Genomic DNA, 5524 nt, shown 5'->3' with positions numbered 1-5524 from the left:
CACATTGCCACTGTCCAGTTGGTGCTGCACTTTCAGCAGGCGTTCCGGGTTATCTCCCGTCTTGTTGTCGTAAACATAGCTGTACACCTCCCTGATGTCATCCTTTCCCGGGACGGAATGGATGTGCAGGTGCTGCCGATATGTTGCCATTGGTAAGATATATTTTGTTCTCGATCAGTAAGCTTTGCGAGAGATTTCCGGGATATATGAAAATAGGATAAGAGATCCCTGCCTACACATAATTAGATAAGCAGGGACTCTTTTCTACATTTATGGTTCAGAAATCCTATAAACTTAATTTATTCTTAACTTCTAAAACTATTTCATAAACTTCTTTTGTTGTTGAGAATGCTTTAGGATCAAGCAAATGGTCTTCTTTATACTCGGAAAAACGGCTTGTTATTTTTCCTAATTTATCGAGATATAAACGTTCTTGCTTTGTAAGAGAAAGATTGTTTAATTCCATATCATAAGAATAATAGTATTCATCGCAAAAATCCGTAGTAGTGATTTTGCCAGATAGATACATCTCAATTAATTGATAGATTCTTTTTTTGTCTCCTCTTTTATACATAATTTTAAGGTTTTATAGGACTATATTGAAAATGCCAAATAGTATTTGTCTTTTTGTCATACAAAATTTCCAATTTATAAGGCTTGTTATTTTTCCAAATTTCACCATAATGCATTAATGCTCGTGAGCCACGAGGATCAGGAATCCCTTGTGTATTTTCAATAGTCTCACGTAATATTTGGATAGGGACCGCTCTACCCTTGTTTGACATATGCTGTACAGCTTTAACGCTAAAATTTAGAATTTCTTTTTGTGTTTTCCCTATTGACGTTGAAAATTTAAGTATGTTTTTAATAGATTTCCACATAGCACCAAATTTGAAAACGCCAAATCCTGGTAAGAAAAATGGTTCTCCGGTAATAAGTCCACGTCCTTCTGATGCTTTTAGAATACTAAATACATTCATTTTATCTACAATAGGAGCAGCTCCTGTTATAGCATCTACTTCATTCTCAGAAAAAGATGTATCAGAATTTGGGTTGCCATTTATGCCATACTCTTTTTGTACACTTTCCCAAGATACTTCATTACCGTGTTCATCTTCATATATTTGCTTCTCCCAATTATAATGAGATGCCATTCCCGTTGGTCTATCCTCACAATAGGATTATTCAAGCAATAAGTATATTCATTTGCTTCATAGTACTTTTCCGCCAGCGGGTCCACCGTTGTAAACCTTCCCAGTGCCGCATCATAATGCCTTGCCCCGTAATCATACCAGTTCAAGCCTTTCTTTGTATCAAGTTCCTTGCCATTGTACTTGTAAGGCTGCATGTTGCCGGTACTTGCAAAAAGACCGCCGAAGGGGTAGTAATGGTTCGTTTCCTCCACTGCCCCGCTCTGGTTGATGACTACGCGGTTGTTCCCCTGATGGTCATTCAAGTAGTAGTGATACTTGTTGTCATTCAAAGTAACATAGCCCTCTTCGGTAAGCAGCAGCTTCTGGACTCCGTTTTCATAGACCACATCGCCGCAGTAATCCGTCATGGTGGCAGTGCCGCCTATCTTATGCACTGTCCGCAACTTGGTGCCGTCGGCTGCATAAGTATAGGTTATCGTACTACCCTCACTGAACGTTACCTTGCCTGGCAAATTTAAACAATTATATTGAATATCAGTGATTCCCTTATTCAAATCTTTCGTTAAATTAGCATTGGCATCGTAAGCATATTCGTTCGCCTGTTTTACACCATCCTTGAACTCGAAGCCGCCATTATAGGCAGAAGCCGTCACATTCTCGCTGAAGCGGTTCGCATTCGTACTGATACTGGCTGTCTCGCCGTAAGTGGCATTCAGCATTCTGTCAATCCCGTCGTAGGTGAACTTATAGCCGCGGACCGTGCTCTCGTCACCAGCCTTCCAGGTCATGCTGCTGATGCTGCCGTTGTACTTGGCCGTACCATTTCCCGTATTGTAGAACAAATTCTGTGTAAACTTGCTTCCACTGATGCCCGTCAGCCAGTTGCGAACATTGTACCTGCATAGATTTAACAGAAGAGGTATAAAGATATTATTGTTCAAATTCACATCGACATCTGAAATCTACAAACTTAAGTCAACTCGCCTTAGACATACTCAATGAGGCACTATCCTCAATTGGGAATTTGTAAACGAAAAAAATACATAAAATCCCCGCTTATCCACTAAAATAGAATAAACAGGGATTCATTGGGTATTAATCAAGCATTACAGGAATTCCTGTCTCACAATCACAGAAAAAATCGAATCCATTACGAATAAGTATATCAATAATAAAATTCAGTTCAAGAAACTGTTCCTGAGATAAGGTGTCATATTCTAAACACAGCTTTGGTATTCCATTTCTCATATAGTTCTGGAGTATATATTCTACTCCATATTTTTTATAAATAGAATCAATACGTGGTATAGGAATAATAATAAAGTTTCTTATTTTATCAAATAATAGGCTGTCCGCTACCAATGTATCTTGATAAGATGATTTTAATAACTGTTTTCCAATAATACTATCATCTATACTGAAATACAAATCACTTGTAGTTCCCAAAATATTATAAGCAGAATCTTGATAAAAGATATTTGTTGACTTAAAAGGTGGTGCAGTAGAAAAGAAATAATAATCACTCTTGTCTATGCTTTCGTCTTTTTCAAACGTGAGTAATAAAGATAATCCAATAATTACACTTATAATTAGAAAAACTATCTTATTCCTATTAATCAAAATTAATCTTCTTTTTCCCATAAAATGTTCTTAGAGGTTCACCAATACTCACTCTTATTTTATTTTCTGTTTTTACAGCACGGACATCCATCATAAGAATACCGTTTGACGTCATTTCTTTATTAGCAATGCCCTTCTCAAAATCCCATGAATGCTGTAATTCATGAGCCAAACCAATTCTTGGGGTTCTAGTTTCTCTATCATATATATTCCTTTTTTTATTATAAGGATTGTAATATACTGTACTTCCTTGTGACATGTCGTAATTTTTTTTTCTGGTATTGTCGCATTGGCATACTTAGATTTTTTATTAGGCATTGTAATATTATGAATATTTTCACTGTTTTCCAAATCAGCAATCATTTCACCCACCTCTTTATCATCCTTTTTCAGCTGCTGCAAATCCGCTTTTACAGTTGATTGATATTTTGTATCAAAGCCAAAAGTCAGTCTTATTTGATCCATTAGCCCATTTGGATTAGGAGCTATAATGATACTATCCCCATTCACATCAATATTTCCAACCGGATTATTCGCCCCATACTGATAAGGAGACATCGAATAATACTTCTCGGCAAACCGGTCATTCGTATGGAAACGTCCCAGCGCCGGGTCGTACATTCGTGCCCCGTAATCATACAAATTCAGACCTTTCTTCGCATCAAATTCCTTACCATTATACTTATAAGGTTGAACACTATTGCTACTTGCAAATACTCCACCGAAGGGGTAGTAATGGTTCGTTTCCTCCACCGCCCCGCTCTGGTTGATGACTACACGGTTGTTCCCCTGATGGTCCTTCAGGTAATAATGATACTTCTTGTCATTCAAAGTAACGTAACCCGCTTCCGTCAACAACAGTTTACGGACACCCTTTTCATAGACCACATCGCCGCAGTAATCCGTCATGGTGGCAGTGCCGCCTATCTTATGCACTGTTCGCAGCTTGGTGCCATTGGCTGCGTATGTATAGGTGATGGTACTACCGTCACTGAACGTTACTACGCTTGGCAAATTTAAACAATTATACGATATGTTGATAATTCCCTTATTCAAATCTTTCGTTAAATTGCCGTTGGCATCGTAAGCGTGCTCATTGGCTTGCTTCGCGGCATCCTTGAACTCGAAGCCGTTGTTGTAGGCAGATGCAGTAGCCGAATCGTCTACACGGCTCAACCGGTTGCCATCGAAGGTAAAGGTAAGGTTGTCGATCATACCGTAAGTGGCGGCAACAGTCTGTCCGTAGCGTTGCAGGTTCCTGATGTTCCCGTTCTTGTCGTAAGCGGTCACTTTTTCCGTATAGCGGCCTGCGCTGTGGACGGCATCCGTCAGGCGGTTCAGTCCATCGTAGGTGAAGGTGTAGACGTGTGGTTCCGTTTGCCGTCCGGTATGTATATGAAAATCTCTGCTTACGCGCAATGGCATAAGCAGAGATTCAATTAAAAGTATCGAATTAGGAATTTCTGATATTCAGAAACAATGTATGAAGATAGAGAATTATCTGCTTCCCTGAAAACTATTTCAAGTCATACCTGTCAAAGCTACGATATTCCTTTTTCATTTGCAGCCACTCTTGCCGTTCCTTCACGTTCCTTGTGGTATCCGAATCATACCGTCCACATTTTTCGTAAAAAAGAGGTTTTTCATCAACTACTACTTTGGATGAAAGTTTATTTTCTATGATTCCCCAAAAAGGAATACGCAAATGCAAAGTATCATTACTCCATTTATAATATATTGGGAATATAGCACCGATGTAGTTAAGCCTTATGTAATTATCTTTAGGTAATACACCTTTGAACTTGTAGGGGATGAGATAAATCCCTGCAGTTTCCAATGGCTCTTCCCATAAAAAACAGGTATGGAAGATTGCTGTCAAACAATGACCTTGTTCAGCCTCTGTATCATAAAAATAATTTTTTTTCCGTCCTATAGAAAAGCACTCCAAAAGGGGAGTAATAAATACCTCCTATGATAAGGACTACAAAAAGTATCCTACAAACAGACTTTATATTTCTTATCTTCATTTTACTTGAAATTATATTCATACCCTCGTTTCTGGAACAAATGTGATATAGGAGTTTCACCATAATAACCATTAGGTCCTAAGTGTGCAGCATCGAATAAATGTATTGGTAACAGCAATCGATTGTTTTCAGCCAGTTGCAAAGCCCCGAATGCCGTATAAGTTACTTCTGCCGAAAGGCCTCCTCTTCGAGCAACCATACCCGCCAATATATTGCCGGCGTCACGTCTTGAAACATATTTCCCCTTGCCGAACTGCGAACCTTTATAGGGGTCACCATGCTTGATGTCGAAATACTCTCCGTTATTGGCATTCAGCGCATAAACAGCAAACTCTAACGGCTTCATCTTCAGAGTGGAAAGATACCTGAAGCGGTTGAACACCATTCGGGAGGCCTCAAAAGAACCAAAGTCAATTTGACCAACCGGAGTCCTTTTATCGGGATCCATAAACGAATCCCATTCATAAGTCTCTCCCATTTTCTCACCTCCGGCAGCAGTATTGTTAGAAGAATAATTCTCAGCCAATTCCTGTTTGGTTCCTTCGAAATCCGTATTGTGCTTGTATACTCCTAAATCTCCGTCATTATATACTCCAACAACATTGCCCAAAGAATCCGTGTGCGTGGAGGCCAGACAACCGGTAGGGTCAACATATTTTATAGGGTTGTTCAAACAGTAAGCATAAGAACTCCAAGGATAAAGATTCTCCGCCAGCGGGTCCA

Annotated in this window: 6 protein-coding genes and 1 pseudogene; all 7 read right to left on the bottom strand. The window is 39.2% G+C overall.

The window, feature by feature from the left end; genetic code table 11:
• Nucleotides 1-286: 286 nt before the first annotated feature.
• Nucleotides 287-574, bottom strand: a complete 288-nt coding sequence (locus tag JCM16496_RS20605) for a hypothetical protein (RefSeq protein WP_025836382.1) — start codon at nucleotides 572-574, stop codon at nucleotides 287-289.
• Nucleotides 575-578: 4 nt separating this feature from the next.
• On the bottom strand, nucleotides 579-1154 hold the full coding sequence (locus JCM16496_RS20600; RefSeq protein ID WP_128809782.1) for a transcription initiation factor IIE subunit beta family protein: 576 nt from the start codon (nucleotides 1152-1154) through the stop codon (nucleotides 579-581).
• 8 nt (nucleotides 1155-1162) lie between these two features.
• Nucleotides 1163-2050, bottom strand: a pseudogene (locus JCM16496_RS20595) (RHS repeat-associated core domain-containing protein); the annotation flags it as partial.
• A gap of 199 nt (nucleotides 2051-2249) precedes the next feature.
• The gene (locus JCM16496_RS20590) at nucleotides 2250-2795 is read right to left on the bottom strand and encodes a hypothetical protein (protein WP_128809781.1); all 546 of its coding nucleotides are present in this window, start codon (nucleotides 2793-2795) and stop codon (nucleotides 2250-2252) included.
• A gap of 90 nt (nucleotides 2796-2885) precedes the next feature.
• Complete coding sequence (locus tag JCM16496_RS20580; RefSeq protein WP_025836378.1) at nucleotides 2886-4199, bottom strand: RHS repeat domain-containing protein; 1314 nt, start codon at nucleotides 4197-4199, stop codon at nucleotides 2886-2888.
• A gap of 91 nt (nucleotides 4200-4290) precedes the next feature.
• Nucleotides 4291-4653 carry a hypothetical protein gene (locus JCM16496_RS20575; protein ID WP_128809780.1) on the bottom strand — a complete coding sequence of 121 codons (363 nt, stop codon included), beginning with the start codon at nucleotides 4651-4653 and terminating at the stop codon, nucleotides 4291-4293.
• Nucleotides 4654-4802: 149 nt separating this feature from the next.
• The coding region (locus tag JCM16496_RS22835; RefSeq protein ID WP_500778602.1) for an RHS repeat-associated core domain-containing protein at nucleotides 4803-5524 on the bottom strand (722 nt) is incomplete at its 5' end.

It is taken from the genome of Bacteroides rodentium JCM 16496, from assembly GCF_000614125.1.
In the GTDB taxonomy this organism is placed as follows: Bacteria; Bacteroidota; Bacteroidia; order Bacteroidales; family Bacteroidaceae; genus Bacteroides; species Bacteroides rodentium.
This window is presented reverse-complemented; position numbering and strand designations above follow the sequence as displayed.

Bases quoted from the DNA above. Each gene is read 5' to 3' on its own strand.
- JCM16496_RS20600 (WP_128809782.1), bottom strand. From the start codon at position 1,154: ATGGCATCTCATTATAATTGGGAGAAGCAAATATATGAAGATGAACAC.
- JCM16496_RS20605 (WP_025836382.1), bottom strand. From the start codon at position 574: ATGTATAAAAGAGGAGACAAAAAAAGAATCTATCAATTAATTGAGATG.
- JCM16496_RS20590 (WP_128809781.1), bottom strand. From the start codon at position 2,795: ATGGGAAAAAGAAGATTAATTTTGATTAATAGGAATAAGATAGTTTTT.
- JCM16496_RS20580 (WP_025836378.1), bottom strand. From the start codon at position 4,199: ATGCCATTGCGCGTAAGCAGAGATTTTCATATACATACCGGACGGCAA.